Raw genomic sequence first — 25,958 nt, forward strand, 5'->3', positions numbered from 1 at the left:
GGCATATACGTCGGATAATCGCAAAAAAAGGTTTACCGGATCTTAACATAATGGGGAGTGCATTCATTTGTCGGCAGGCAGGGGGTATCGGCTATATTTATCCGCAATAAATCCGTGCTGATCGTATTTGAAACGATAACCAGACCGTAGGGTCTCTATTATTTATACGCATGATGCGGATATCTGATAACGAAATTAACCTGAATGTATTAATTTCAGGCATTTCTCCCGTGACGGGCCTGCAATCCGCCTGATAGATTGGGTTCACCGCAACCCGCATCCAGGGAAAGGAAAAAGTCCATGCCAAGGACGCCTTTGGTGCGACCGGTCGTTGCAATCGTGTTTTTATTTGACTTGACAGTCAGGTGCGACACGGCGGTAACAGCTTGCAATTTGATGTAACGTGGCGGCAGCGCGACCAGATACCGCACCATTTCCCGCCAGAGCATGAGTCAAGAATAGGTATCCGTGTGAGCACTTCTCCCCCCCTTCTGGGCTCGTCTCAAAGACTGCGGGCCCGGTTGAGATCCCTGCTGCCCTATGCCCTGCCTGTGTTGACGGTCGTGTCATGTGGGGCCGCGATCGAAGTGCATGATTATTATCACGCAACGAGCGAGGTGACGGAGGAAGCCCTGCGGGACAGCCAGGCCTATGCCAGCCTGATCGCGGACCGGCTGAACACGCGCTTCACCGAACTGGATGTCGCCTCGGCGGAACTTCTTGTCCCGCACGGCAACCCCGCAGCCCCCCCTCCCGAGGTGGAAGAATCGCTGCGCCGTTACCTGCTGTCGCGTCCGTCATCCTATATGTTCAATGTTCTCTCCCCCGATGGGGAGACAATCCAGTGGTCCACCGCCCCGCTGGGCCACCGCACGGCGTCGAAGATCCAGGATTTTTCCTCCCTTCCCCACAGTGCCGATCACCTGCTGGGCCGAGTCCATTTGCGTGACGGAACGAAAGAGCCCGTGCTGCCCCTGCGCGTGCATGGCGATACGGACGATCATGCCGGCTATTTCCTGGCGTCGCCCTATCCGCTCAGCCGCCTGCTCGACACCCAGGAACTGCCTGCCGACTATCGCCAGGGCTGGTCGTTCACCCTGGTGGACAACCGCGACGGCACGTCCATCAGCCGCTGGCTGGACCCGCACGGGACATCCGCCTCCCCGCCCCCGCAGGACGGGACTACGGTGGTTTCGGTCCCGGTGGGGGAATATCCCTTCACGGTGCAGGTCGAGGTGCCGCCCGAGCGCGTGCGCCAGACCTATGACAGGCAGGCCCCTTCCCGCTGGGGGGTGGAGGCCCTGGCCTTCGCGGTGTTGCTGAGCGCTGGCGTGGTGGTGATCCGCCGGCGTGAGCGTGAGCAGATGCAGCATCTGACGCGGCTGACCGAATTCAACAGCTTCATGGCGCAGATCAACCAGTGCGTGAGCCAGGCGGTGGATGAAGAAACCCTGCTGCGCGAAATCTGCGACATGGCCATTCATTACGCCCATCTCAAGATCGCCTTCATCGGCCGCCCCGACGAGAACAGGAAACTCGATATCCTGGCCATCGGGGGCCCACCCGACTGCATGAAAGGGGTCATGATCTCCACCGACCCCAACCTGCCCGAGGGGCGGGGTGCCGTGGGGCAGGTCTGGCGGGGCGGCCAGCCGATTTTCAACGGCTCCTTCGCCACCACGGACTATACGCTGCCCTGGCAGGACTGGGCGGTGCGGCAGGGGGTGCGCTCCAACGCCGTGCTGCCGATTTATCGCGACAGGCGCATCTGGGCGGTGCTCAGCGTCTATCACGAGCAGGCCCATGTGTTCGACAGCCAGTTGCAGGCCCTGCTGCGCGAAATTTCGGCCGATATCTCCAACGGGCTGGAACAGCTTTATAACCGACGCCTGCAAAAGGCCCTGCTGGACAATTCGGTGGTGGGGATCCTGCTGGTGCGGGACCGTATCATCCAGATGACCAATACCCGTGTCGCGCAGATGCTGGGCGTGACACCCGATTCGTTCCTCAACCAGTCGGCGGAGATGCTCTATGCCGACAAGAACGAATTCGACCGCGTAGGCGGCATTTACGACCAGCTTCACGCCCAGGGCGAGGTCCGGGTGACCAGCGTGCGGCTGTCCCGGCCGGACGGGCGGATCATGATCGCCGATTTTTCGGGCGTGCAGCTTCGGGACCTGAACGGCAATGTCTCGGTCTGGACGATAGAGGACGTGACCAGCCGTGACGTGGCGCAACGCCTGTATCATGCGCTGATCAACACCGCCGATGCCGTGCTCCAGGCGTCCAGCGATACGGAAATGTGCGACCGGGCCTGTGCCGACCTGGTGCAGGATACCCTGTTCAACGCGGTCTGGATCGGGCAGGTGACCTCAGCCGACCGCGTGCATGTCGTGGCCCACGCGGGTGACGGCACGGACGGCATAGAACAGCTCGATATTCGCGTCAGTGCCGCCGACAGTTCCTCCCTCGTGGGGGCGCGGGCCTGGCGGCAGCAGACCCTGGCCTACAGCAATGACGAACTGGGCGACCATGTCGCGGCCCCGTGGTACGACTTTCTCAGCAAGAACCAGTGGCGCGCCGTGCTGGCCACCCCCATCTGGCGTGGCGGCTCGCTCTGGGCGGTCATCAGCTTCGTGTCGCCCCAGGCCATGGTTTTCGACGCGCAGAGCATTGCCCTGTGCCAGCGCGTTGCCCAGTTGCTCGGGCATGCGCTCGACACGCTGGATGCCAAGCAGCGTGTGGAAAAACTCCAGGTCGAGGAATCGCTACGCGCCCGCCATGACCTGCTGACCGGCCTGCCCAACCGCCTGGCGCTGGAGGAATACATGCCCCAGGCCCTGGCCCGCGCACGCAGGCGCGGCACGGCGGTGGGCGTGTGCATGCTCGACCTGGACGACTTCAAGCTGGTCAATGACAGTTACGGCCACGAAGCGGGTGACCGGCTGTTGCAGGAACTGGCGGCCCGCGTACAGCTTGGCCTGCGCCAGACCGATTACGTGGCCCGCCTGGGCGGGGATGAGTTCGTCGTCATTCTCGAAGATCTCGACGCCCTGCTGCCGGTGACACAGGCTACGACCGTGCTGAACCAGTTGCATGTGGCGGTTGAAAGCCCGTTCCAGGTCCGCGCGGAGGCCTTCGCCACAGTGGGCATGACGCTGGGGATTGCGTTCTTCCCCCTGGATGGAGAGGACCCGGACAGTCTGCTCCGCCGTGCGGATGCCGCCATGTACCAGGCCAAGGAAACCAAGGCCACCCGCAAGACGTGGTGGTGCCTGGCCAGTGCCACGTCCAAGCCGCATGCGGCGGACAGCACGCCCGAACCCATGACGTTCAACGCCTACGGGCCGGAAGCCGCGGAACTGCTGACCCGTGCCAAGACGTTCCTGACCCAGATACGCCAGGATTTTGTCGAGCGTTTTTACGAAATCGTGTGGGAAATGAGCGAGGGCAAGCGCATCCTGTCCTCCCTCTCGCCTGAAAAGCTTGCCCGCCTCAAGCAACGGCAGCTTGCCCATCTGGGCTTTCTGCTGGCCCCGGAAACCACCCAGGCGGAAATCGTGGACGTTGCCGAAAGGCTGGGCGCGGTGCATGCCCTTTCGGGCATGGGGGCAGCGCTGCTCAGTGAATCGTACAGTATTTACCGGCGCCTGCTCATAGACAGTCTCGATAATGCGATGCTCCGGGCCTATGACCGCTATCATATCCTGCTGACGACCGAAATCCGCCTTCAGGATGACAAGGGCACGCAGCTTGAAGCCGGGCAGGTGATCGAGCAGACCTATTTCTCCCTGCTTTCGGACCCCCTGCCGCCGATCGACAGCGTCTGGCCCGATGCCAGCGCGCGCAGCATGGAAAACCTGGCCGACCTGCCGGGTATTCAGGCTGTGCTTCTGTTCCGCATGAACCCGTCGGGGCAACTGGTGGTGGAAGGCAGCGCGGGCCCGCAGGCGCCCGGCCTGATGGAAGCCCTGAAGGATTCCATGGGGGATACGGTTTTCGAAACCCAGACGGCGTTCGGGCAGTCGGTCACGGCCATGGCCTGGCGGACCCGCCAGCGGCAGAGCTGCGCATCCTACGCGCTGGACCCGCGCGTGGCCGCCTGGAGCGAGGTCATGGAGCGGCTGGGCATTTCCTCCTCCATCAGTATTCCGGTCAAGCAGGAGGAAGAACAGGTGGCTGCCGTGCTGACCCTGTTCGGCACCTATCCCAGCCAGTTCGAATCGCTGATGATGCAGCAATTCGCCCGCGGGTTGCAGCGCCGGTGGGAACAGGTCTGGCAGCGCTGCTATTCCCGCAGCGTCCCGGCCGTGACCGAAGAACGGTCGTGCCAGTTGCGCGAACGTCTTTTCTCGGGCGGGCTGCGCATGTACGTGCAGCCGGTCGTGAACCTGAGAACCGGCGCCCTGCTGGAGGTGGAAGCCCTTGCACGGTTGCAGGACGAGAACGGGGATATTATTTCCCCCGCCATATTCCTTCCGCTTCTGGGCCGCAACGAACTGGACCGGCTGTTCCATCTGGGGCTGGAGCAGATCCTCTCCCGCGTGCGGGAATGGGATGCCGAAGGCCTGGGCGTCAGCCTGGCGATCAACATGCCGCCGACCTATCTGCTCAATGCCGAAGGCCCGCGCTGGGTGGGCGATACGCTCAAGGCCTATGGCATGTCGCCGCACCGGCTGACCATCGAACTGCTGGAAACCCAGAGCATAGACCCGGCCCTGCAAAGTGCCGTCATCCAGCGTTTCAAGGCGCTGGGGGTGCGTGTGGCCATTGACGACCTGGGCTCGGGCTATAGCAGCCTGCTGCGTCTTTCATCGCTGCCGTTCGATATCATCAAGATCGATCAGGGGCTTTTGAACCATATCCGCCAGACGCCCTTGCAGACCTTCAGCATGGTCAAGTCGGTGTTGGATATGGGGGCGGATTTCCGCGATATCGTGGTGGCGGAAGGGCTGGAAGATGCCGAGGTGATCGAGGCCATCTGCCATCTGGGGGGCAGTTACGGCCAGGGCTACGGCATTGCCCGCCCCATGCCCAGTGCCGATTTCCCGGCATGGTGCCGGGCGTACAAGGCCGAACTGTCCAGCCATGTGGCGCCTGCGAACGAGGTCCGATGTGCCCTGGGTGCCCTGGCCTATCACTGGATGGCAACGCGCGGCGGCCAGGATCTGACTGAAAAGGCGGTTGATGACTGCCCGATCACTCGGTGGCTGACGGCGTCCGGCCTGGCGGGCAGCCAGGCAGCGCAGTGGCATGAACAATGCCACCGTGGCCCCGCACCGCTTGAGGCTTCGCGCAGGTTTACTGACTGGCTGCTCGATCAGGTGGTGATGCCATCCGAAAAGAAATACCCCGCCATCATGGGCACCTGAAAGACCGGCCAGAACAACGAACCGATCAATAAAAACAAAAGCTTCAGGGACAGTCACCTTTGTGGAAAAAGGTGACACCCGAAAACTTTTACAGAGGGACAGGATATTTCGTAAAAGCCCAAGCCGCGCATTACTGGATATGCAAAGCGGCCTTGAGCGCGGCAGCACTGTCTTGCAGTTCGAAGCCCTTATGGCCGGGCTGGTACTGGAGGGAGGAGGCAAGGTTGCCCGTTACCACCGGATCAAGCCCAGCCGCCTGTGCCAGCGTCACCACGGTCTTGACGGCAGTTGGGTCGTCCCCCGCGATGGGCACGGCCATCAGCGGTGGCGGGCGGTGGGCTTGCGCTCGGATCGCGCTCATATCCAGCGAATTGAAGCCGCGCACCACCCGCGCATCGGGAAAATAGCGCTGCGTGGTTGCCCCCGCCCCGTCGCGGGCCGCCGTTGCGGCAATGGCCCCGTCGCGAAAGGCAAAGGGGTTGGTCGCATCCAGCAGGATCTTGCCTTTAAGGCCGGGGTTAAGCTGCGGGCCCAGGGTGGGAATGGCGTAATAGGGCACGGCCAGCAGGACCACATCGCCAAAATCGACGGCCTGCCGGGGTGTTCCGGCCGAAGCCAGTGGGCCCAGGCTTTTGGCCAGGTCCTGCGCATTGCCCAGTGTGCGGGCCGAAAACATGACCTGATAGCCCGCCTTGACCCACAGCCCGCCCAGCGTGCTGCCGACCTTGCCCGAACCGATGATCCCGATCCGCAAGGGTGGGGCTGCCGCCTGCCCGGGCAGCGGGGCGATTGCGCAGGCGGTCGCCATGGCGGCCAGAAGGTGGCGTCGGGTCAATCCATTCATGAATAATGCCATTCCTTGGTAACAGGTCCGCCCATGCCCGCAACCGGGTCCGAGGCGGGAAAGGGAAGGGTCAGCAGGCGTGCGCGCTGCACGCCGTCGGGTGCCTGGCGGACGATGTCGAATTCCTGCCCCGGCGGGTAGGCGCCGACAACGGCGAAATCGGCATCCGCCTCCAGTTTCTTATGGCCCGTGCCCGCTGGCAGAAGAACGATATCGCCCGCCTTGATGCTGACCTCCCGCCCGCCGGGACCGCCCAGCATCAGCCGGGCCGATCCACCGTAAAAGCCCAGCACTTCATGCCCGAGCGTGTGATAATGGTGGAACGGATATACGCCATTGCGCCATTGCGGCGGCCAGCCATTGCGCTCGAACAGGTCCTCGAACGCGGATCCCGGGTCATCGCCCGCAACCGGCAGCGCGTTGCGATAGACGATTACCGGCAGTTTCTGGTTGTTGGGCACCCAGTCATTGGCAGCAAGAAGAAAAGTCTGGACATTGGCCGGGGTGGCGGCCCCCTGCGCGCGAACATGGCCGCCGCCCAGGGCCAGGCCAAGTCCGGCCAGTGTTGCGTTGAATGTACGACGTTCCATGTGGCCGTATCCTCCATGAGTGCGTCGGGAGGAGGTATTTGCTGCCCCCTCATTCTGGCGTGAAATAATCAGCCAGACCGGTCCGATCGGGTTTCGATGCAGCCTTCACGCCCGATGTCACTCCATCCGCCACGGGTTTTCAACAGTTTTTCACCAAAGGTTGAAAAGGGTCGCCCACTTCTTCTCCCCTCAGCACAATCCGCGGCCAGGTGCGTGGCGCTCAATGCGACAATCCCCATTCCTGTGAATGAATACTGATCCAGCCTGCCCAGAAACAGCAATGAGGCGGGGAGAGCAAAATTTCTATAGTCGTTCCAGTCATTCCTGAACGCTTCCACCAACAGCGTTGCGACAGGCGCATTTTCTGGTTCATTGCCTGATGAGACGGCATTTTCTACTAAAGATAGTGTCCCTTTTTCCTTGTCATCAAGAGTATAAATAAAGTCCTGTACGCATGTCGTCGCGTATCTGCAAGCGCCACGGCGTGGTAGTCAGAGCCGTGTTCCTGAAGAAATGGGCCTGCTGCGTCGGAAACGGATCGGGTTTTCAGGACATGTCCCTGATCTCCTTTGCTTTGCCCTGTCGCGTTGAATGGCTTTTGCGCGGCTCTTTTGCCGGTTGGAAGAGTATGCGCATGTGCCTTTGACAGCCCGGCGGATATTGCCCCTTTGCGTTGCGCTGTGGGAGCAGGGCGGGCATGCCGTACGGGCCGATTATCGTGTTGTGACGTGTCTTGCATTCCGGAATGGTTTTTACTAGATCGGGCGCTGGGCGAAGGCGGGTCCGGCGATCGACCGGGCGGAGAGCAAGCAGTATGGCAAGCAGCGTGCAGGAAAGCCTGGCTGACACAAAAGCTGTCGTGACAGGGTTGAGGGAGAGGCGCCTTTACGGCGTCGTGCTGATTACGCTGTCGACGGTCATGTGGAGCACGGCCGGTTTTTTCGTGCGCGAACTGCACATGGATGTGTGGAGCACAGTCGCCTGGCGCTCGCTCTTCGGCTTTATCCTGCTGTTTCCGCTGGCTTTCATCCTGCGCGGCAGCGCCCTGTTCCGCGTGCGTGAAAGTGTGGGGGTGGGCGGGTTGATGAGCATTCCGCTCATGGCCATGTCCGTGTTCGGTTATGTTCAGGCATTGCAGTTGACCAGTGTCGCCAATGTCATGGTGGTCTACGCCACCGTGCCCTTCCTTGCTGCGGGCCTGGCTTTTGTCGTACTGGGCGAACGGCCCGGCCTGCGTTCGCTCTGCGCCGCGGGCGTTGCCATTACCGGTGTGGTCATCATGGCGGGTTCGGCCACCAGCATGTCAGATCTGGCGGGGAATTTCTTTGCCTTTATCATGACATTGGGGTTTGCCGCGTCCATAGTCATCGCCCGGCGCTGGACCGATTACGACGCCACGCTGGTCACTGCCTTGTCCAGCGCCTTCGGGGCGATCATCTGCTTTGGCGCGGCCCTTGTCATGCTGCCGGTCGTGCCCATGCCCAACATGACGCAGCTTGCCCTGCTTTTTGTGTTCAGCCTGGCAACACAAAGTGTCAGCTACCTTTTCTTCCTCGAAGGCAGCCGCCACGTTCCTTCGTCCGAGGCCGGGCTGATCACCCTGCTCGACGTAGTGCTGGGCCCGTTATGGGTCTGGCTGGTATTTGGTGAAAAACCGGGCACGCCGGCGCTGATCGGCGGTGCGCTGGTGCTGCTGGCCGTGGTGGGCTACCTGGCCGCGCCGCGCGGGCGCTCGGCCTGAACAGACGGGTTTGACGCCTTGAACAGGGCGAAAAACCAGCGCATTCAGGCCCGACAAAACCCGCCCGCCCGATTTTTGAAAGGGTAGGCTCTAACACAAACGCAAAGGTTGCGCCTGCGCGGCCTGTCCTTGCCGCGGGGCATGGGAACGCCCCTTTTCCCCGACGACAGGCCATGCTGTGGGCGGCTTACGCCAGCCAGGGGGCGACGGGCAGGTCCTTGGCGCGCAGGAATTCGGGGTTGAACAGCTTGGATTCATACCGCGCGCCGCCATCGGCCAGGATGGTGACAATCCGGTGCCCCGGCCCCAGCTTGCGGGCGGTGCGAATGGCGGCCGCCACGTTGATGCCCGATGACCCGCCGACCGAAAGCCCTTCCTCACCCAGCAGGCTGTAGATGATCTCCAGCGCCTCGGGGTCGGGAATGCGCTCGGCATCGTCTATGGGCGCACCCTCGAGGTTGGCCGTCACACGGGACTGGCCAATGCCCTCGGTAATGGATGAGCCTTCAATGGACAGGTCGCCCGACTTGACCCAGCCGTACAGGCCAGACCCTTCCGGGTCGGCCAGCACGATGCGGGGCGGGGTAACACCACTGCGGGCAGCCGCGTCGTGCAGGCCCAGCGCTGTGCCCGCCAGCGTTCCACCCGTGCCGCATGCGCAGGTAAACGCGTCCACCCGCCCGCCGGCCTGCTGCCAGATTTCGGGTGCCGTGGTGGCGCGGTGGCCTTCGCGGTTGGCAAGGTTGTCGAACTGGTTGGCCCAGACCCAGCCGTTTTCTTCGGCCAGGCGGCGCGAGACATGGACGTAATTGCCCGGATCGCGATACGGCTTGGCGGGAACCAGCCGCAGATCGGCCCCGATCATGCGCAAGAAGCCGATTTTCTCGCGGCTTTGCGTTTCAGGCATGACAATGACGCAGCGATAGCCGCGTGCATTGGCCACCAGTGTCAGCCCGATGCCGGTATTGCCCGCCGTACCTTCGACCAGCGTGCCACCGGGTTTGAGAACGCCGCGGCGTTCGGCGTCATCGATAATGGCCAGGGCCGCGCGGTCCTTGACCGAACCGCCGGGGTTCATGAACTCGGCCTTGCCGTAAATCTCGCACCCCGTGGCGGCCGACGCCTTGCGCAGCAGGATAAGGGGTGTGCCCCCAACTGCCGCGGGCATGTCGGCGGACGTGGCGGTCCAGCCGGGGTGGGGGACAGGAACGGCGTTCTGGGTCATGGGATCTGCCTTGATGACTATGGGCCAAAGTGACGCGACGGAGGGCGGGACAGGCTTTTTGCCGGCTCCGCCCGGTCGTGCGCGCACGGCAACCGGGAGGAAAAGCACGGGGTGGAGTTTTGTGCCCTGACCTTACCTTGCGTGCGTCGGGGGCACGGTGCCGGTGTTCCTACTGACCGGCATCGGGCTCCGCCTCGGCGTCGTATAACACTTCCAGCACGGCGCACCAAGGATAGCGCGGATCGTAGCTGGCCCCATCGGCCGAGGCCAGGCGGCCCTGCGTGTCGGTGGGGACATGGGTCAGGGCCACGGCATCGTCGATATTGCCGCCGATAATGCTGATCTGGTGGCCAAAGGGCGGCCCGTTCTGGCCCGTGGTCACCACGTAGCCGCAATGGGCGGGAAAGCCGTAGCTGGTGGGCAGGTTGGCAAAGCGGATGGTCTGCTTGCTGCTGCCGCGCGCGACACAGATCAGGTCCCCCGCCTTGGGCGTATAGGCGGCAGGGTCGTGGGCGCGCAGAATGGGCGACTGCCCGGCCGCCGCCGCGTTGATATAGGTGGCGTGGTTGGGGGAATAGGGAAAGCGCTCATTCGCCCCGGCCACGCGCATGACGTAGGAAATAAAGGCGGCCGACCATGCATAGGTGCTGTCATGCACGAAATCCGTCACCTGGCCATTGGCGTCGTGCTTGCCGCTCCAGGAGGTTTCGGTCATGCTCGGGTCCATGCCGATCCACCAGTATTCGCCCACGCGCTGCCACAGGCCGGGGGCGCGTTCGGGCTTGAGAGCCGCAAACTGGGGTTCGGGGCGCTGTTCGGGGTCGTCGTCATTGACCGGGCTGCCGAACAGCCGCCATTCGCGCATGGCAATGGCCACGACATCCTGACGGTTGAAGGGTTCGAAGTTCCGCGCCGCGAAATCGGGCACATGGCCCCCATTGGCACTTATGTCGCCCTGGTTCCGGGCCCACCACGCGGTGGACGGACGGGACGTGCCGGAAGGTTGGGGTGTGCAGGCCGCAAGGCCCAGTGTTGCCAGCAGGATGGCGGCAAACGGACGTGACATGTCGTCTCCATACCAGAACGGCCCCCCGGCCGGGCCGGAGCGGTGGCGGCCAAGGGCCGCCTGCTCCACGAATAAGCGCCGTGCCCGCAGGGTGGAAGGGGCTTTCTAGGGTGGCCGCGGTCGCTGGTTTCCTCTTTACCGCAGCAAACCCCGTTTTGCCCAGACCGGGGTTTTGTCAGCCCAGCCTTGCCTGCCGGATTGCCCCGGCCTGTCAGGCGTCTGCATCCGTCGTTACATCCGCCACGCGCGCCTGCACGCAGGCCAGGGCATCGGCGGGGGCCAGGGCCACCACAAGCCCGCGCCCGCCGCCGTTGATATAAAGCCTGTCCAGCGCGTTCAGGCTTGCGTCGAACACGACCGGCACGCTCGTGCGCGCGCCGAACGGGCTGATCCCGCCCACCTTGAAACCGGTCAGGGCCTCGGCCTTTTCGGCTCCCAGCATGCGCGCATTGCGCCCGCCGAACAGGGCCGCCACCTTCTTGAGATCCATTTTCAGGTGCACGGGCAGGGCGACGCACACCACCTTCGCCTTGTCGATTTCGACCATCAGGGTCTTGAATACCTTGTCGCGTTCAACGCCGATCCCGTCGGCCGCGTGCAACCCGATCCTGCCCGGGTCGGAAACGTAATCGTAGTCATGGACCACAAAGGCAATGCCGTGGGCGGCAAGAAAACGCGTGGTCGGGGTGTCGGCTGTTTCTGACATGGCCTGCCTCTTTCCGGTCGTTCCGGCTTTTGCCCCCGGGTGCGGGGCAGAAGCCGGGATTGAAGACTGTATGCGTTGTGGCACCCGCCAGGGGGCCGGCCTAGCCCCCCTTTTCGGGAAAGAGGCAAAGCAGGCCGGCCTGTGTCGCGGGGCAGCAGCCTTTTTCGGTAATCAGCCCGGTGACAAGGCGGGCGGGGGTGACATCGAATGCCGGGTTGGCGGCGGTGCTGCCATCGGGCGTTACCTGCACGCGCGCGATCTGGCCTGCATCATCCCGGCCCGCGACATGGGTGATCTCGGCTGCCGCGCGTTCCTCGATGGGAATTTCCGTGATTCCATCGGCAACCGTCCAGTCGATGGTGGTGGACGGCAGGGCCACCCAGAACGGTACGGCGTTGTCACGCGCCGCCAGCGCCTTGAGATACGTGCCGATCTTGTTGGCGACATCGCCCGTGCGGGTGACGCGGTCCGTGCCGACAATGACGATATCGACTTCTCCGTGCTGCATCAGATGCCCGCCTGCATTATCCGCAATGACGGTATGCGCGACACCATGGCTGCCCAGTTCCCACGCGGTCAGGGCCGCACCCTGGTTGCGGGGGCGCGTTTCATCGACCCAGACATGCACGTTCAGCCCTTCGTCATGGGCCATGTAGATGGGGGCAAGGGCGGTGCCCCAGTCGACCGTGGCGATCCAGCCCGCATTGCAATGCGTCAGGATATTGATCCGTTTTTGCGGCCCGTGCTTTGCCGCCAGCGCGCGCAGCAGTTCCAGCCCGTGGCGGCCAATGGCTTCGTTCTGGGCCACGTCTTCATCGCAGATCGCTGCGGCCTGGGCGTAGGCGGCCTGCGCGCGTGCGGCCGGTGGCAGGGGGCGCAGGTGGTTCAGCATTCTTTCAATCGCCCAGCGCAGGTTTATGGCGGTGGGGCGGGTGGCGGCCAGCATGGCGGCGGCGTCTTCCAGCGTTGCGTCATCTGCATTGACGCGCAGGGCCAGTGCCAGCCCATAGGCCGCGACAGCCCCGATCAGCGGCGCGCCGCGCACCTGCATGGTCTTGATGGCGTGGGCGACCTCATCGGCGGTGACAAGGGTCAGTACATCCAGCGCGAAGGGTAGGCGGGTCTGGTCAAAAATATGGACGGACCAGCCGTCTTTTTCATCGATCCATACGCTGCGGTACGGCGTTCCGTTGATTTTCATCGTGGGGCTCTTGCACAAAAAAGGAGAAAGACTGCCTGATAATATGGCGAGTTCCCGGCAACGGGCAACAGGGGGAACCCGCATGGATTGCGCAAGGAGCGCCCCCGGCGCACAAAAAGCCCCGTCGTCCCGTCTGCCGGCCCGCAATCGCAAAACAAGAACAGTAAGAGAACATAAGCGACCCGTCCTGCCCGGAGCGGGGGTTTATTTGTGAAACAGGCCTAGTATTTTTTGCATTTCCACCAATTTTTGTTATGTAGTGTGAGAAATGGTCAGGTATCTGTTATGACAGGTACACCTCCAGAATAAGGTCCTGCCGCATCGGGATTTTAAAATTCTGTTATATTTCCATCTTCTTTCAAAGAAGGCCTCGTAAGGACAAGACGCATGAGCGAGACAAAAAAACGCCGCAAGACGGTTGAAGCCGCCCCGGCCCCCGCCGCTGACACCGCCCGCCCCGCCCCCAGAAAACGTACCCCCCGGGCAAAAACAGCCGTGGTGGAAGAAATTTTTGAAGTGGACGTGGTGCCGGTGGATATGGTGGCTGAAACCGCTGCCACCCCGGCCCCTGCACGCAAGGCAGGCCGCGCGGAAAAAGCCGTGAAAGCCGCACCGGCTTCCCGCAGGAAGGCCGCAGCACCCGCTGCCCCCAAAACGGCCAAGGCCGAAAAGCCCGCGCGCGCAGCCCGCGCGACCAAGGCGACGAAAGAGGTCGTCAAGGACAGCGCGCCGGCAGCCAAGGCGGCACCCGCCCGCAAGACCACCAAGCCGAAAGACAGTGTGGAGACAAAGCCTGTTGCAGCCCCGCGTGGCCGCAAGGCCGCCAAGGCTGAAACGGCCAAGCCCGCCCCCAAGGCCGCGACGACCCCTGCCAAGTCCGGCCGGTCCGCCGCCAAGCCCGTAGCCAAATCCGCCGGGGCCAAGAGCGTTTCTGCAAAAGCGACGCAGGCCAAGTCGGTTTCCACCAAGGCGGCACCTGCGGCCAAGACCAAGGCGGTCAAGGCGAAGACGGCAAAAGCCCCGGTTGCTGCAACCACCAAGGCAACCCCCGCTACGCGCCGGCGCGCCGCTGCTGCGGATACGGAACAGGGTACCAAGCATCTTTCCGCCGTGGACAAACTGCGCCATGTCCAGGAACGCCGTCGCCGCAAGCGCTATGAACGCCTGGCAGCGGAAGCAGCGGCTGTGGAACCGGAAAAGGCAGCGCCTGCCCGCAAGCGCAAAGCTGCACCCGCCAAGCGTACCCGTACTGCCAAGGCCTGATGAAACCACCCGTTATCTGGCCCTGCGGGGTGCCAGGTAACGGGGGCACGACCTGACAAGCTCATGCGTTTCGGTCGTGGAAAGGCCCCACCTTGTAAGAGGCGGGGCCTTTTTTGTGTCCCCCGAACGGGCTTGGAATATGGCTGATATTTGAAGCTGTTTTCCATTAATGCGACATGGTGCGCTTTTTGAAAACGGTAGCGGGTTTTAATGGCTGTTTCAAAAGTCAGGCGGCGCAGGGCTGGCGAGGGATTTTTGGCCCCAAAAGGCGGACTTGAAGCCCCTATGCGGGGTACCGGGGCAAGAAGCCAATGCATTCAGGCTAGAAAAGATCCGCGCAGACCGACCCGGCTGGCTTTCGAAACAGTTTCTTGATGCTGTTTCCTGTTCCGCCCTGTCGGATGGCGGCAGGTGCCGGCCAGTTTGTCGGCACCGCCTTGCCGTTGTTTTACTTTCGGGGTGGCCCGCCGGGCCTGTTCAGTTCGCCTGGGCGGGCAGGTGTGCGCCGGCCAGTTCGGCAGCCGCGCGTAGTTCGCCCACGATCTGGCCGTTCCAGTTTTTCAATGTCCGGCGCATGAAATGTTGGATGTTGGGGCTGTCGAGTTTGCCGAACCGGGCGATCAGGGCGGCGGCGGCGGCTTCGGCCGCGCGAATGCCGCCGTCGCGGCATTTGATGGCAATGCCCAGGCCCTGTGTGGGCAGGGCCACGGTCATGACGCCTTCGGCCCCCATCTTGGTCAGGGCATGGGGTGCCACATCCTGCATGACCAGCGTGTCGAACTGCCCGCTGCCCGCGACCATGAACGGGTTGGTGGCAATGGCCGTGCGCAGGCGGGTGGCCGCAGCCGCGTGTTCGGCATCCAGCCCCACACCCGTGCCAAAGCGTGCAAAGCCCAGGGCCAGTGCGGAAAGCGGAATGGCCCAGGTGGGAATGGCGCAACCATCCACCCCACGGTTTTCTTCCGTGTGGGGGGCGCCGGTCACCGCGGTCAGGGTGCGGGCCATGGTTTGCATGATCGGGTGTTCTGGCCGGGTATAATGTTCGGGGTTCACCCCTGTTGCGCAGGCCAGGCAGATAAACCCGGCATGCTTGCCCGAACAGCAATTATGCAGGGCACAGGCTTCTTCCCCCGTGGCGGCCAGTGCGCGGGCACTTGCAGTGTCCAGCGGCCAGTGCGTGCCGCATTCCAGCGCCGTATAATCCCGCCCGGTGCGGCCCAGCATGTCGGTTGCGACCGCCACATGCGCAGGTTCCCCCTGGTGGGAGGCACAGGCCAGGGCCAGGGCCGCGTCAGGCAGGGCGTATTTGTCGGCAGCCCCCTGCGCGACCAGCGGCAGGGCCATGAACGCCTTGACCGTGGAGCGCGGAAAGACCGGACTTGTCACATCCCCTGCCGCAAAAACCACGCCGCCCTGGGCGTCCACCACCACTGCCGCACCATAATGGCGGGATTCGACCCGTCCACCGCGCGTTGTCTCGGCCAAAAGCACATCATCTGCCATGAAAGCGATCCCGTTCTGGTGGCGCGGTCAGTTTCCGCTCAGCAGGTAGCACCGCGCCGCAAATTCCGCCGAATGATCCGGCTCGGGCTCCAGCGCCTGGGCAACCATGGCGCGCCGCAAGCGAAGGACCACGTTGGGGCATAGGGGTTCGTCTGTCACGTTTTCCGCCAGTTTGGCAAGCCAGGGGCCTATGCCGTCGCGTTCGGTCAGCATGATGGGGGCGGTGCGGCTCAGCTTCAGGCCATCGGCAAGAAAGGCGGACGCGTTCTCGGCCGTGGTGACAAGGTAAAGGCAGGAATCCCCATCGCCCTGCATGCCGGTCTGGCTTTTCCCTGCCCTGGAGGTATGGCCCTGGCCCATCGGCAGGGCGGAGGTGGGCACGGGGGCCAGCCGCAGTTCATCGGGGGCGAAATGGGTGCGCGGCAGGTCCTGCAGCGGCAGGGAAAACAGGTCCGTCTGGGCTGCCTGCGCAGGCAGGGGCAGGTTGCCGGGAGTGATCGGGTGGTCGTTGTGGGGGGCAAGGTCGCCCATCCCGGCATGTCCACCTTGCCGCATGCCCAGCCTGCTTGCCGGTATGGTATCCTGCCGGGTCGCGGTATCCGGCCTGTTATTTTCTGCCTGCCCATTCGGGCCGGGTCCGGGATTAGGGCTGCGACACGCACGGGGCCGGGCCGCGCGGGGTGTTTTGGGTGGCGTTTTATAGTCGCGGGCACGGGATCTGCCTGCGCGCAGCCGGGCTTGCGGGTGTGCTGGTCCCAGGTCGCGCCCCGCACCGATAGCCGCAGCCGGACCAGGACCCGGACTGGCATCCCGACCTGTATCCAGGCTGGCATCCAAACCAGGAAAGCATGGCTGTGACCAGGAATGCGCGCGCGCCATGCGGGCCCTACCGTTCGGGTTCTTTCGCCGCATCATGCGGGGCGGTGTTGCGCAAATTCGCGGCACATTGCGCGCACAGGCCTTCCACCTCGACCGAGGCGCTGTGCATTGTAAAACTGTTGTCCTGGCAGATGGTTCTCAGCAGGTCCAATATGGCCGTGGCATTGGCGATTTCCGTTACCGCGCCGCAGCCACTGCATATCAGGAACTGCGCCGTATGCATGGCGGCCGCCTGCGCGGGGTCGGTGGGCTGTGGGGCGTGCTGGCAAAGCCCGGCATGGCTGTGGCCCGTGTTTTCATGGTCGCAGCATTCGGTCGCGTTGTCGGGGGCATCGTGCAGCAGATGCGTGCAGGGCACAAAGGCCGACAGGCGTTCAATCCGGTGGATCAGCCCGTGTTCGAGCAGAAAGTCCAGGGCCCGGTAGACGGTGGGCGGGGCCGGGCGGCCGCTGGCATGCTTGAGCTGTTCCAGCAGGTCATATGCGCCCACGGGGGTGGTGGCGCGCAGGATCAGGCCCAGCACATCGCGCCGTTGCGGGGTCATGCGGCCCCCCTGGTTGGCGCATAGCCGGGCGGCGTAGTCCAGTTGCTGGCGCGTGCGGGCTGAAAAACCGTAAACGTCCGCGCCGGGGGGGGCGTGCTGCGATGTGCTGGCCATGTTCGTCTTCCGTTCTCATTTTCTCTCTAGCGTAACCAAGCCGTGGGGGGAAGGCCAGATACGCGCGCAGGGGAGGTGACGGGCGGAAAAATTTAATGTAACACTATTACATAACGTAGGAGTGTTCAGGACAGACATGGCTTCAAGGACGCGCCATAGGCTTGCCGTGTGGCCGCGCGCCATGGCTGAAGGGGCAGCATGCGCCATCACGCGGGCGCTGGCTGCCATGCTTGCGGCCGTCTTGCTGGCATCCTTGCCCGGTCCGGCGGGCGGCGCGCGGGCGGCAACGCGTCCCTCGATCGTGGCGGCGGAAAACAGCTGGGGCGACCTGGCGGCCCAGGTCGCGGGGCCGGACATGGCTGTCACCACGCTGCTGGCCTCCCCCATTGCGGATCCGCATGTCTACGAACCCACCCCCGATGATGCCCGCCACATTGCCGATGCAACGCTGGTCGTGGCCAATGGCGCGGGATATGACGGATGGGTGGACAGGCTGGTCGCCGCGGCCGGCTTGCCCGCGGTGCGCTACGTGCGGGCGGATTCGTGGCCCGGCTGGCGGGACGGGGGCAACCCGCATCTATGGTTCGACCTGGACGCGGCGGCAGCCTTCGTGCGCCACGTCGCCACGGCCTGCCAGCAGGCCGACCCTGCCCATGCCAGTGCCTATGCCACGCGGGCGGCGGATGTGCTGGCCAGCATCGACACACTTGCGCAGACGCTCCAGGCCCTGCGTGCGCGGGTGGGTGGCCAGCATATTGCCGCGACCGAACCGCTTTTTGCCCCGCTGGCCGAACGGATGGGGCTGGTGATGGAAGAAAATGCCTATCAACTCGCGATCATGAACGGGGTTGAACCGGCCCCGGCCGCCATCGCCGCGTTCGAAACCGATCTTGCAGCCCGTAAACTGCGCCTTGTCGCGTATAACCAGCAGGTGGTCGAACCCTCGGTGGAGCGCATACTCGATCGGGCGCGCGCGGCGCATGTGCCCCTGCTGCCGCTGACCGAGACAATGCCCGCCGGCCAGCACTGGCAGGGCTGGGTGCGCACAACGGTGGAGCAGGCCGCCCACCTGCTGGAAACCGCCCCATGACCCAACCTCCCGCCCTGCAGGCCAGCGGGCTGAGTGTTATGCGCCAGGGCCGCCTGGTGCTGGACTCGGTCAGTTTTAGCGTCCCTGCGGGCAGTTTTGTGGGTGTGCTGGGGGGCAATGGTGCGGGCAAGACAACCCTGTTCCGCGCCATTCTGGGGCTTGAGGCCGCAAGCCACGGCACGATCTGCATAGAAGGCCACCCCGCCGGGCAGAAGGGGGGGCATGCCGGGCGGGCGGGCATTGGCTACATGCCGCAACTGCGCAGGCTGGTCGCGGGGCAGTTGAGCGGGTGGCACATGGTGGCCGCCGCCCTTGGTGGGGGCAGGCCGGGCCTGCCGTGGTACGGGCGCGCGGCCCGGGCGCGGGTGGATGCGGCGTTGGACGCGGTGGATGCGCGGGGCCTTGCGCACCGTCCGCTGGCCGCCCTGTCAGGCGGGGAACGCCAGCGCCTGCTGCTGGCCCAGGCCCTTCTGGACGATCCGCGCATTCTGCTGCTGGACGAACCCCTGGCCAGCCTGGACCCTGCGCGCATGCGCGAGACCGCACGGCGCATTTACGATCTGGCGCGGGCCCGGGGGCTGACGGTGCTGATGTCCACGCATGACATCAATCCTTTGCAGGGTTTCATGGACCACGTGCTGTACCTTGCACACGGCAAGGCGTTGCTCGGCCCGGTGGAGGAGGTGATGACCACATCGGCCCTTAGCGCGCTGTATGGGGCGCCGGTCGAGGTCATTCATGCCCAGGGCCGGGTGTTCGTGGTGGCCGAAGGCGGCGGGGACACGTTGCATTCATGCGATTGCGCGGGGCATATGGCCTGATGTTCGCCTATGACTTCATGCGTTCGGCCTTCATGGCGGCCTTTTTCGTCTCGGCCGTATGCGGGCCTGTCGGCTGGTTCCTGGTCCTGCGCGGTCAGGGCTTTGCCAGCCATGCGCTGTCCCATGTGGGTTTTGCGGGGGCTGCGGCGGCATTGCTGGTGGGGCAGCCCGCCTTTACGGGTTTTGGCGCCAGTGCGGTGCTGAGCGGCGTTGCCATGGGGCTGGCGGGCGAACGGCTGATGGGGCGGGACGTGACAATCGGCCTCGTGCTCTCACTGGCCATGGGGCTGGGGGCTCTATGCCTGCATTTCCTCACCCGTTCGGCCGGGGCCGCCACATCGTTGTTGTTCGGCGATATTCTGGGTATCGCGCACGCGACCCTGTGGTGGCTGGCCGGGCTTACGGCCGTCTGCCTTGCGGCACTGGGGCTGATGGCGCGGCCCTTGCTGTTTGCCTCCCTCCAGCCCGACGTGGCGGAGGCCAAGGGCGTGTCGCTGCGTGTGCTCGATATCCTATTTCTGGCACTCGTAGCCCTGGCCACGGCCGAATGCGCGCAGATTACCGGGGCGTTGCTGGTCTTTACGCTGATGATCGCCCCGGCGGCGGCCGCGCTGCGGCTGGGGCTGGCGCCGGTTGCGGGCATGGCGGCGGCGGCGGGGCTGGCATTGGTGGAATCGTGGGCGGGGCTGGCCCTGTCGTGGCAGAGCGGCTTTCCCGCCGTGTTCTGGATCGCGGCTTTGGGCTGCGGGGCCTGTGCGGCGGCCTTCGGGCTGGCCCGCGCCCTGGGGCGCTAAATCGAATCATTGATAAAGGTTTTTGGTGAAGCTTTTTTCAAAAAGCTTCAAAGACCGTCACCTTTTTGAAAAAAGGCGACTAAAGGCCCGAATGGAACCCGGTGGCTCGCCTAGCGGGGGATGGACCAGCCCAGCCAGGCCCAGAGCCCGATAAAGGCCAGCAATGCGCCCTGCATGACAAGGAGGACCCGCCCGGTCAGCACCGGCACATGCACGCCGTCGTCCCCCGCCGCCGCACCGGCCTGCGGTGCGCCATGGCCCTTCTGCCCGCCCGGCGTATTCCCCGGCAGCCGGAGTGCAGCGGCGGGAAAGGGAGCGGCGGGTGCGGGGCGGGTCATGGGCGGAACCTTTCTGGCTGGCGCGCGCCTGTGGCGGGGCGATGACCCCGGCCGCAGGCACCTTTACGGCCCGATCAGGCCGTGGCTGCGGGCAGGGTGTGGTAGGAGCGGTTGAAATACATCAGCCCGCCATGGGTTTCATGGCTGCGCAGGGCCGCCACCACGCCGAACATCACGCTATGGGTGCCGACTTCGACAATCTGGCTGATACGGCAGTCGAATGTCGCCACGGCCTCGTTCAGGACGGGCGCACCTGTAACCATGCTGCTCCAGTGGCCACGGGCGAAGCGCTCTTCCATGGTCAGCGGGCTGGCGAAATGCCCGGCCAGGTCCTGCTGCGGGGCGGCCAGCACGTTCACGCACAGGGCACTGCCTTCGTGGAAGGCGGCGCGTGCGCGGCTGTTACGGTTCAGGCAGACAAGCAGGGTTGGTGGCGTATCCGTGACCGAACATACGGCGGACGCCGTAAACCCGACCGGGGCTTCGAGCGTTCCTGTTGTAATAATGTTCACAGCTGCGCCAAGTTTGGCCATGGTATCGCGATAGGCGCTGGTCTCGGGGGCCAACATCTGCTCTCCTTTTTTTATACGAATGTGGAATTGTTTTTGTGCATGAAATGAAGAGGAAAGCAATGACGGAAGATGCCCTTTCCGCCACCCCCAGCGTGCGGACCAAGTGTGAAGGGCATTTGGGGCGGATCATCCTGGACCGTCCCGCCAAGCTGAACGCCCTGGATGCCGATACGGCGGCGGGAATCAGCCGCGTGCTGGCGGCCTGGGCGAATGAAGGCGGGGTGCGGCAGATCCTGCTGGAAAGCAGCAGCCCGCGGGCCTTCTGCGCGGGCGGCGATCTCAAGACCATTCGCGAGGTGCTGCTGAATGCCGGCCCCGATGAAGGCTTCGCCCGCATGGACCGCGCCTATGACACCATGCTGCAACTGGCGCGCTATACCAAGCCGGTCGTGTCCTTTCTGGACGGGATCGTCATGGGTGGGGGAGTGGGCATCGGCTGCCATGTGGGCTACCGCGTGGTGACGGAGCGCTCGGTCCTGGCCATGCCCGAAACCGCCATCGGGCTGGTGACGGATGCGGGCGGGTCGTGGCTGCTGTCCCGCGCGGCGGGGCATGAAGGGCTGCGCCTTGCCCTGACAGGCCAGCGCATGAGCGGGCAGGACGCGGTGCGCCTGGGCCTGGCCGACCGGCTTGTGCCTGCCGAAAGCCTGGAGTCCCTGCGTGACAGCCTGGCCCTTGAAGATGTGGAGGAGGTGTTCGCAAACCTGCCTACCGGCCCGGCCACGCTGGTCGGGGCTGACGCGGAACCGGGCTATGCGCTTGAAAGCTGCTACGCGGCCCCCGACCTGCCGAGTGCTATGGAGCGCCTGCGCGCAAGCCCGCTGGAATCCGCCCACCAGGATATGGACGAACTGTCACGCGCCTGCCCGTTTTCACTTTATGCGGCGTGGCACGCCTGGCACCGGGCGCGCAAGGCCCGCTCATTGGAGGAGGCATTCGACATCGAACGCCGTCTGGTGCGGTGCGTGCTGGGCCGTGCGGATATTGTGGAAGGGGTGCGCGCACGCCTTGTGGACCGTGACAATGCGCCTGTCTGGCAGCCTGCAAGCCTGCAAGCCATGACTCCGGCGGAATTGCAGGAAATCCAGGCAGCCTGAAAATGCAGCAAGGGGGAGGACCAAATGGTCCTCCCCCCTGCTGGAAAGTGGTCTGCCACGCCTTCGGACATCCAATATCGGTCGGGTAAAGTCGGTCGGCGCGGTTTTGAAGGGAGCTTTTGCAGGCCCGGATGCGGGCCGGCTTTTTCCTGCCGATCAGGCAGCAGACTGGCGCAGGGTAGCGCCAGTCTGGCGGGTGTTTCAGGCCGCGACGGGAACGGAAAAAGTCATGGGAGCGCGGGTGGCCCGGCCCACGGGCAGGACATCATGGCCGAACTGGGCTTCAAGAATTTCGGCGGCGGCCAGGTAGACAGCCGACAGGCCACAGAACAGCCCTTCATACCCGCCGATTACGGCCAGGGCCGGCATGTCCATCAGGTCCGCAAGGCCCAGCAGCGCGAACAGCACGGTCAGGGACGAGAAAATAATCTGGTGCGCGCGGGTTGCGCGCAGCGTGCCAAAGAACATGATGAGCGTGAAAAGACCCCACAGCAGAAGGTAGCTGCCCACCATGGCGGGCGTGCTGGCGGGCACCACGCCGGTATGCGGCATGGCGACCAGTACTACCAGCGAAATCCAGAATGCCCCGTAGGAGATAAAGGCTGTCAGCCCGAAGGTGTTGCCGGTGCCAAATTCGAGCATTCCGGCCAGAATCTGGGCCAGTCCGCCAAAAACCAGCCCCATGGCCAGAATGGCCGAGCCCATGGGCAGAAGACCGGCGTTATGCAGGTTGAGCAAAATGGTGGTGAGCCCGAACGCGACAAGTCCCAGAGGGGCCGGATTGGCCTTGGGCCGCGGGGCGGTGAGCTCGGAGGAGCCTATATGTGCCATGGTACGTCTTCTTAATAATTGTTTGTATGACACTTATATAAAAGATGAAGAGCGTTCTGGTTCGTTAAAAACGCCTTTAAGCTGGTAAAATAAAGTTCATTGAAAAGTCTTTTATGCATATGGAACTTTCACGCTCCAGCCTGCCCCCGCATTCCCGCAGCAGGGTGCCAGGCCGCCGGGCGCAAGGGTTGGGCGGCCTGGCCAGTTGCCCGGTCTCCATGGTCCAGTCCCCATGATTCAGTCCCATGGCCTGGTCCTGTGGTCTAGCCCAGCCGCAGGCCGGGCTGTTCGGGCATGGTGGAAACGGGCTCTGCCGCCCGGCGGGCCTGCATCGGGTGCTGGATGGGGCCGTTGTGGTGGAAAAATCCGGGCACGGCCATGATGATGTTGGCCGCCTGTTCCAGGCATGACACCGTGCGTTCGCGCGTCAAGGCCAGCCCCTGTTCCTCATGCGGGATGGAGCGGATCGCAAAGGATGCCTTGCGCAGCGTGTCGGCGGTGGCGGCGGGGTCCTGGCGCAGGGTGGAAAAAGACTCCAGCGCCGCATCCAGCGTCCTGCGCGCCAGCGGGTCCAGGCTGGCATGGGTGGCGTTCCAGCGCAGCCTGACGATCAGCCTGCCAAGGGACAGCGCGGCAAAGGCCGCATCCGTATAACCCTGCCGGTCCAGCCCGGTGGGAATAAAGGAAAGCCGCATCATCAGCCGCGAAATTTTCTGTAGTTGCAGCCCTTCCCACGCAACCCACTGCATGGCGCGGTCATGGGGTGCGCGGGCAAGCTTCTGCACCCCGCGCGAAAGCGAGGTGACAAGGCGTGCCGCATCAAGCCGGTGGTCGGCGGGCAGGATCACACGGAACACAATGGCCAGTAGCGCGCAGGCGGCCAGCATGGTCATCCAGTTATTGGTCAGTTCCAGGTCGTTATAGGTGATGGGGTTGTTGATCGAGAGCATCATCAGGAAGAACACCACATAACCGAAGGCGGGCAGGCCCAATTTGGGGTGAAACTGCAGCCACACGCCGGGCAGCAGGAACACGCACAGGCTCAGCCATAAAAGCGGGTAGCCGTCTATGCGCGGCAGGGCGAGCGTGTGGCACAGGAAGCCTGCCGGCACGCCAAGGGCTGTGCCTGCCGCCATCATCGGGCTGGCCTTGGCGGCTGATGGCAGGGTGGCCAGCAGGCTGGATGCGGCCACCACATACAGGATCAGCAGCGGGCCGGTGCTCCAGTGGAACACATACCACAACATGCCCGCCAGCATGGCGATGGCGGCCCCGCGCGCACCGTTGCGCAGGGCCATGGGCCATTCCAGATAGGGCACGATGGCCGCACGCGCCTTTTCGCGCCGCAGGCTGGTCAGGTTGTACAGGGCCAGGTCCATCTGCACCAGGGCGTCGCGCGTATTGTCCAGGGCCGCCAGCATGGCCGGGGCCAGCGGGGTGGCCGGGTCGCGTGTCAGGTGTTCCAGCGCCTTGAGCGCATCGTGCAGGCAGGCTGAAAGCGGGGCGGGGTTTTCAAGCCAGGCCGGTGTTTCGGTCATGTCCAGTATACGGGCCAGCGTATCGGCCATCAGCGCATGTACGCCGTGCGTTTCGTCCCCCGCTTCGGCCAGGGTCAGCCAGTAGGGATGGTAGCTGACGATCAGCCCGGTCAGGCGGCTCAGCCCCAGGCGCAGGTTGCCGATGCGCGCGAGCATGTCCGGGTCGTCGGCGGCTGCATATTCTATGGCCGGGGCCAGCCCCGCCATATGGGCCAGCAGCTTCGCGCGGCTGTCATAGACCGGCTGGGGCAGGTTGCGAAAGCTCGGCGCGGTTTCAGCCTCTTCGCGCTTTTCCAGCAGTTCCAGCACGGCCTCATCCCCCGTGGGGGCGTTGGTGGCGTGGGTCGTGGTGCGCTCGCTTTCCGCGATATGGAAGATCCAGGCATGGCGGATCGTGTCGCGAAAGGCGTCCCCCAGCTTGGCCAGCACCCCGCTTGGCTTTCGGGGCGATGTGGCCATGAACACGAACGCCGTCACCACCACACCCACCACCACGGCGGACAGGCGGCTCATGGCCGAGAGAAAGATGTTCTCGGGCTCGGCAAAGGCGGGGGCCGCGATAATGACGATGGTATAGCCCACCAGCACCGCCGCGTAGGAGCGGAAGAACCGCAAGAATGTGGCGACAGCGCAGGCAATGCCCACAAAGACCGACAGGGCGGCAAAATACAGCACGGGGGCCTGCACGAAAACCGCCATGACCCCCACGGCAATCGTGGCCCCGATAATGGTGCCCACCACGCGCCACAGGCTTTTGGACACCATGGCCCCGACCGTGGGGTTGGCCACGATCAGCACCGTGGTGGCCGCACTCAGCGGGGATTGGAGTTGGAACATGAAGGCGCAGAACACCGCAATGCCAATGGCCAGCAGCGTGCGCGCCGTATACGCACCCGTGCGCAGGAAGGCAGCCCAGCGTGCATCGTCCGCGAAGGGGGTGGCGTTGAGCACGCCTTGTAGCGCGGCCCGCAGCGGCAGCACCCAGTGGGTGCGCGGTTCAACCTGCGTGGACATTGCGGGCCTGGGGCAGGGGGTGGGCAGGGGGGCGGGCACTGGATCGGGCATTGCCGGACGGACCGTCCGGCTGCGCGTTCAGGCCCGGCTGGGACTGGGCGTTGTGGGAGACAAGCAGCGTGCTCAGCCCCTCTATCAGATCCTTGATGGTAGCGGGTGCCAGGCTTTCGCAGCTTTCACGTTCCAGTTCTGCGGCAATACTGTGGAACAGCGCGCAGCGGGCGTGCCCGGCTTCCGTCAGCACCAGCCTTTTGGCCCGGCGATCCTGCCTGTCGGGCCGGCGTGAGACAAAGCCCTGTTTTTGCAAAAGGTCGAGCACGCGCACCAGGGCCGAACAGTCCACATTCATGGCGGCGGCCAATTCGCTCTGTGTCGCACCTTCGGGCAGCATGGTCAGGTAGGCGAGCGGGCGCATCAGCGCCAGTGTCATGTCATGCGGGCGCAGGGCCCGGTCCAGCCGTGTGCGCCATAATGTTGCCAGCCGTGCCACGCGCAGGGTCAGCGCCATGCCGGGAAAGCGGGTTTCATCCAACGCGGGGGAGACGCGCAGGTCAGTCATGGAGGTCTCTTTTGTTAGTATGAGTATATTTGATATGGCAAATTTATGCCAAGATATTAGCATGCTGGGCATTGCGGTCAATCATGCCCGAACACACGGTGTTGAGACCGCCCCCGCACTGCGTCATCCACCGCCTGCATCAAGCCGCGCCCGGCCTGGATACCGGCCCCCCATATGGGCTTTTTGCAGGGCCGGGCCTTTGGCGCGCGATGGCGCGGGGCGGGTTGTTCGCGCAAGGGTGAGCGGCCATGTCACG

General features: G+C 64.2%; 21 protein-coding genes. 7 read left to right on the forward strand and 14 right to left on the reverse strand.

Annotation, left to right across the window (positions count from 1 at the left end; translation table 11 throughout):
• Window positions 1-470 precede the first annotated feature (470 nt).
• Window positions 471-5,372: an EAL domain-containing protein gene (locus tag J2D77_RS17525; protein ID WP_207845870.1), complete on the forward strand. Its 4,902-nt coding sequence runs from the start codon at window positions 471-473 to the stop codon at window positions 5,370-5,372.
• A 130-nt stretch (window positions 5,373-5,502) separates the two neighbouring features.
• Here J2D77_RS17525 and J2D77_RS08700 read toward each other — a convergent pair whose 3' ends face one another.
• Together J2D77_RS08700 and J2D77_RS08705 are read right to left on the reverse strand one after the other, a co-directional pair.
• Window positions 5,503-6,216, reverse strand: coding sequence for an NADPH-dependent F420 reductase (locus J2D77_RS08700; protein ID WP_230975666.1), 714 nt, complete (start codon window positions 6,214-6,216; stop codon window positions 5,503-5,505).
• Entirely contained in the window at window positions 6,213-6,806 is a 594-nt protein-coding gene (locus J2D77_RS08705; protein WP_207845872.1) for a cupin, read from the reverse strand. Before J2D77_RS08705 ends, J2D77_RS08700 begins: the two co-directional genes overlap by 4 nt.
• Before the next feature lie 814 nt (window positions 6,807-7,620).
• On the opposite strand from J2D77_RS08705, the gene J2D77_RS08710 reads away from it, so the two are divergent.
• Complete coding sequence (locus J2D77_RS08710; RefSeq protein WP_207845873.1) at window positions 7,621-8,547, forward strand: DMT family transporter; 927 nt, start codon at window positions 7,621-7,623, stop codon at window positions 8,545-8,547.
• Between the two features lie 187 nt (window positions 8,548-8,734).
• Here the strand turns inward: J2D77_RS08710 and J2D77_RS08715 are convergent, their stop codons facing one another.
• The 4 genes from J2D77_RS08715 to mtnA all read right to left on the reverse strand — a co-directional run bounded on the left by J2D77_RS08715 (window position 8,735) and on the right by mtnA (window position 12,745).
• Entirely contained in the window at window positions 8,735-9,772 is a 1,038-nt protein-coding gene (locus J2D77_RS08715; RefSeq protein ID WP_207845874.1) for a cysteine synthase A, read from the reverse strand.
• A gap of 169 nt (window positions 9,773-9,941) precedes the next feature.
• Window positions 9,942-10,838, reverse strand: a complete 897-nt coding sequence (locus J2D77_RS08720; RefSeq protein ID WP_207845875.1) for a DUF2272 domain-containing protein — start codon at window positions 10,836-10,838, stop codon at window positions 9,942-9,944.
• A 211-nt stretch (window positions 10,839-11,049) separates the two neighbouring features.
• Complete coding sequence (locus J2D77_RS08725; protein WP_207845876.1) at window positions 11,050-11,544, reverse strand: aminoacyl-tRNA deacylase; 495 nt, start codon at window positions 11,542-11,544, stop codon at window positions 11,050-11,052.
• 100 nt (window positions 11,545-11,644) lie between these two features.
• Window positions 11,645-12,745 carry an S-methyl-5-thioribose-1-phosphate isomerase gene (gene mtnA / locus J2D77_RS08730; protein ID WP_207845877.1) on the reverse strand — a complete coding sequence of 367 codons (1,101 nt, stop codon included), beginning with the start codon at window positions 12,743-12,745 and terminating at the stop codon, window positions 11,645-11,647.
• A gap of 387 nt (window positions 12,746-13,132) precedes the next feature.
• Between mtnA and J2D77_RS08735 the strand changes: the two genes are divergently transcribed.
• Window positions 13,133-14,008 carry a hypothetical protein gene (locus tag J2D77_RS08735; protein ID WP_207845878.1) on the forward strand — a complete coding sequence of 292 codons (876 nt, stop codon included), beginning with the start codon at window positions 13,133-13,135 and terminating at the stop codon, window positions 14,006-14,008.
• A gap of 477 nt (window positions 14,009-14,485) precedes the next feature.
• Here J2D77_RS08735 and J2D77_RS08740 read toward each other — a convergent pair whose 3' ends face one another.
• From J2D77_RS08740 to J2D77_RS08750, 3 genes are all read right to left on the reverse strand, one after another.
• Complete coding sequence (locus tag J2D77_RS08740; protein WP_207845879.1) at window positions 14,486-15,511, reverse strand: asparaginase; 1,026 nt, start codon at window positions 15,509-15,511, stop codon at window positions 14,486-14,488.
• 27 nt (window positions 15,512-15,538) lie between these two features.
• Window positions 15,539-16,066 carry a hypothetical protein gene (locus J2D77_RS17285; RefSeq protein WP_230975667.1) on the reverse strand — a complete coding sequence of 176 codons (528 nt, stop codon included), beginning with the start codon at window positions 16,064-16,066 and terminating at the stop codon, window positions 15,539-15,541.
• Window positions 16,067-16,397: 331 nt separating this feature from the next.
• Window positions 16,398-17,048 carry a transcriptional repressor gene (locus J2D77_RS08750; RefSeq protein ID WP_207845880.1) on the reverse strand — a complete coding sequence of 217 codons (651 nt, stop codon included), beginning with the start codon at window positions 17,046-17,048 and terminating at the stop codon, window positions 16,398-16,400.
• 136 nt (window positions 17,049-17,184) lie between these two features.
• On the opposite strand from J2D77_RS08750, the gene J2D77_RS08755 reads away from it, so the two are divergent.
• From J2D77_RS08755 to J2D77_RS08765, 3 genes are read left to right on the forward strand one after another with little or no spacing between them, the layout of a single operon-like run.
• A complete protein-coding gene (locus J2D77_RS08755) occupies window positions 17,185-18,138 on the forward strand; it encodes a metal ABC transporter solute-binding protein, Zn/Mn family (protein ID WP_230975668.1) in 954 nt (317 codons plus the stop codon).
• Window positions 18,135-18,959, forward strand: a complete 825-nt coding sequence (locus J2D77_RS08760; protein ID WP_207845881.1) for a metal ABC transporter ATP-binding protein — start codon at window positions 18,135-18,137, stop codon at window positions 18,957-18,959. Before J2D77_RS08755 ends, J2D77_RS08760 begins: the two co-directional genes overlap by 4 nt.
• Window positions 18,959-19,753: a metal ABC transporter permease gene (locus tag J2D77_RS08765; RefSeq protein WP_207845882.1), complete on the forward strand. Its 795-nt coding sequence runs from the start codon at window positions 18,959-18,961 to the stop codon at window positions 19,751-19,753. Before J2D77_RS08760 ends, J2D77_RS08765 begins: the two co-directional genes overlap by 1 nt.
• A 110-nt stretch (window positions 19,754-19,863) precedes the next feature.
• Here the strand turns inward: J2D77_RS08765 and J2D77_RS08770 are convergent, their stop codons facing one another.
• Both J2D77_RS08770 and J2D77_RS08775 read right to left on the reverse strand, forming a co-directional pair.
• Complete coding sequence (locus J2D77_RS08770; RefSeq protein ID WP_207845998.1) at window positions 19,864-20,091, reverse strand: hypothetical protein; 228 nt, start codon at window positions 20,089-20,091, stop codon at window positions 19,864-19,866.
• A 74-nt stretch (window positions 20,092-20,165) separates the two neighbouring features.
• Window positions 20,166-20,660 carry a flavin reductase gene (locus J2D77_RS08775; protein ID WP_207845883.1) on the reverse strand — a complete coding sequence of 165 codons (495 nt, stop codon included), beginning with the start codon at window positions 20,658-20,660 and terminating at the stop codon, window positions 20,166-20,168.
• Between the two features lie 62 nt (window positions 20,661-20,722).
• Here J2D77_RS08775 and J2D77_RS08780 point away from each other — a divergent pair, with 62 nt between their 5' ends.
• Complete coding sequence (locus tag J2D77_RS08780; RefSeq protein WP_207845884.1) at window positions 20,723-21,760, forward strand: enoyl-CoA hydratase/isomerase family protein; 1,038 nt, start codon at window positions 20,723-20,725, stop codon at window positions 21,758-21,760.
• A 201-nt stretch (window positions 21,761-21,961) separates the two neighbouring features.
• On the opposite strand, the gene J2D77_RS08785 is transcribed toward J2D77_RS08780, so the two are convergent.
• The 3 genes from J2D77_RS08785 to J2D77_RS08795 all read right to left on the reverse strand — a co-directional run bounded on the left by J2D77_RS08785 (window position 21,962) and on the right by J2D77_RS08795 (window position 25,702).
• Window positions 21,962-22,591: an acetate uptake transporter gene (locus tag J2D77_RS08785; RefSeq protein ID WP_207845885.1), complete on the reverse strand. Its 630-nt coding sequence runs from the start codon at window positions 22,589-22,591 to the stop codon at window positions 21,962-21,964.
• A gap of 263 nt (window positions 22,592-22,854) precedes the next feature.
• Window positions 22,855-25,143, reverse strand: coding sequence for an FUSC family protein (locus J2D77_RS08790; protein WP_207845886.1), 2,289 nt, complete (start codon window positions 25,141-25,143; stop codon window positions 22,855-22,857).
• Window positions 25,127-25,702, reverse strand: a complete 576-nt coding sequence (locus J2D77_RS08795) for a MarR family winged helix-turn-helix transcriptional regulator (protein ID WP_207845887.1) — start codon at window positions 25,700-25,702, stop codon at window positions 25,127-25,129. Before J2D77_RS08795 ends, J2D77_RS08790 begins: the two co-directional genes overlap by 17 nt.
• Window positions 25,703-25,958 lie beyond the last annotated feature (256 nt).

The sequence above is a fragment of the Acetobacter garciniae genome (genome assembly GCF_017377735.1).
GTDB classification, from domain to species: domain Bacteria; phylum Pseudomonadota; class Alphaproteobacteria; order Acetobacterales; family Acetobacteraceae; genus Acetobacter; species Acetobacter garciniae.

Excerpts from the sequence above, each read along its gene's own strand:
- J2D77_RS08785 (WP_207845885.1), bottom strand. The coding sequence starts at position 22,591 with ATGGCACATATAGGCTCCTCCGAGCTCACCGCCCCGCGGCCCAAGGCC.
- J2D77_RS08715 (WP_207845874.1), bottom strand. The coding sequence starts at position 9,772 with ATGACCCAGAACGCCGTTCCTGTCCCCCACCCCGGCTGGACCGCCACG.
- J2D77_RS08735 (WP_207845878.1), top strand. The coding sequence starts at position 13,133 with ATGAGCGAGACAAAAAAACGCCGCAAGACGGTTGAAGCCGCCCCGGCC.
- J2D77_RS17285 (WP_230975667.1), bottom strand. The coding sequence starts at position 16,066 with ATGCGGCAAGGTGGACATGCCGGGATGGGCGACCTTGCCCCCCACAAC.
- J2D77_RS08765 (WP_207845882.1), top strand. The coding sequence starts at position 18,959 with ATGTTCGCCTATGACTTCATGCGTTCGGCCTTCATGGCGGCCTTTTTC.
- J2D77_RS08760 (WP_207845881.1), top strand. The coding sequence starts at position 18,135 with ATGACCCAACCTCCCGCCCTGCAGGCCAGCGGGCTGAGTGTTATGCGC.
- mtnA (WP_207845877.1), bottom strand. The coding sequence starts at position 12,745 with ATGAAAATCAACGGAACGCCGTACCGCAGCGTATGGATCGATGAAAAA.
- J2D77_RS08705 (WP_207845872.1), bottom strand. The coding sequence starts at position 6,806 with ATGGAACGTCGTACATTCAACGCAACACTGGCCGGACTTGGCCTGGCC.
- J2D77_RS08725 (WP_207845876.1), bottom strand. The coding sequence starts at position 11,544 with ATGTCAGAAACAGCCGACACCCCGACCACGCGTTTTCTTGCCGCCCAC.
- J2D77_RS08720 (WP_207845875.1), bottom strand. The coding sequence starts at position 10,838 with ATGTCACGTCCGTTTGCCGCCATCCTGCTGGCAACACTGGGCCTTGCG.
- J2D77_RS08775 (WP_207845883.1), bottom strand. The coding sequence starts at position 20,660 with ATGTTGGCCCCCGAGACCAGCGCCTATCGCGATACCATGGCCAAACTT.
- J2D77_RS08795 (WP_207845887.1), bottom strand. The coding sequence starts at position 25,702 with ATGACTGACCTGCGCGTCTCCCCCGCGTTGGATGAAACCCGCTTTCCC.
- J2D77_RS08740 (WP_207845879.1), bottom strand. The coding sequence starts at position 15,511 with ATGGCAGATGATGTGCTTTTGGCCGAGACAACGCGCGGTGGACGGGTC.
- J2D77_RS08750 (WP_207845880.1), bottom strand. The coding sequence starts at position 17,048 with ATGGCCAGCACATCGCAGCACGCCCCCCCCGGCGCGGACGTTTACGGT.
- J2D77_RS08700 (WP_230975666.1), bottom strand. The coding sequence starts at position 6,216 with ATGAATGGATTGACCCGACGCCACCTTCTGGCCGCCATGGCGACCGCC.
- J2D77_RS08790 (WP_207845886.1), bottom strand. The coding sequence starts at position 25,143 with ATGTCCACGCAGGTTGAACCGCGCACCCACTGGGTGCTGCCGCTGCGG.
- J2D77_RS08770 (WP_207845998.1), bottom strand. The coding sequence starts at position 20,091 with ATGACCCGCCCCGCACCCGCCGCTCCCTTTCCCGCCGCTGCACTCCGG.
- J2D77_RS08755 (WP_230975668.1), top strand. The coding sequence starts at position 17,185 with ATGGCTTCAAGGACGCGCCATAGGCTTGCCGTGTGGCCGCGCGCCATG.
- J2D77_RS08780 (WP_207845884.1), top strand. The coding sequence starts at position 20,723 with ATGACGGAAGATGCCCTTTCCGCCACCCCCAGCGTGCGGACCAAGTGT.
- J2D77_RS08710 (WP_207845873.1), top strand. The coding sequence starts at position 7,621 with ATGGCAAGCAGCGTGCAGGAAAGCCTGGCTGACACAAAAGCTGTCGTG.